Source organism: Bradyrhizobium cosmicum (genome assembly GCF_032290525.1).
Lineage (GTDB): Bacteria > Pseudomonadota > Alphaproteobacteria > Rhizobiales > Xanthobacteraceae > Bradyrhizobium > Bradyrhizobium cosmicum_A.
In genome coordinates this window covers 1-252 of record NZ_JASXTA010000417.1, presented here as the reverse complement: position 1 = coordinate 252, position 252 = coordinate 1, and the positions used below count along the sequence as shown (strand labels likewise).

General features: G+C 61.5%; 1 pseudogene. It reads left to right on the top strand.

The window, feature by feature from the left end:
* Positions 1-232: pseudogene (locus QSV46_RS40430) on the top strand (enoyl-CoA hydratase/isomerase family protein); the annotation flags it as partial.
* Positions 233-252: the final 20 nt, after the last annotated feature.

Below are 252 nucleotides of genomic sequence, written 5' to 3'. Positions count from 1 at the left end.
CTGTGCGCCCGAAGCGCTCGAAGCGCGATTGGATGTCGTCGCTGCAATGCTCGCTCAGCGGTCTCCGACTTCAGTCCGCGGCCTCAAGGCATCGCTCAATTCGATCGCCGCAGGCTTGGCCGATCGTTCGGCCATCGACACACGATTTTTCGAAAGTCTCACTTCGTCCGATGCGCAGGAAGGGCTCAAGGCCTGGTCCGAGCGCCGACCTGCGAGATTTGCCGACGCTTGAGGCGTCGAGATCGTCATTCC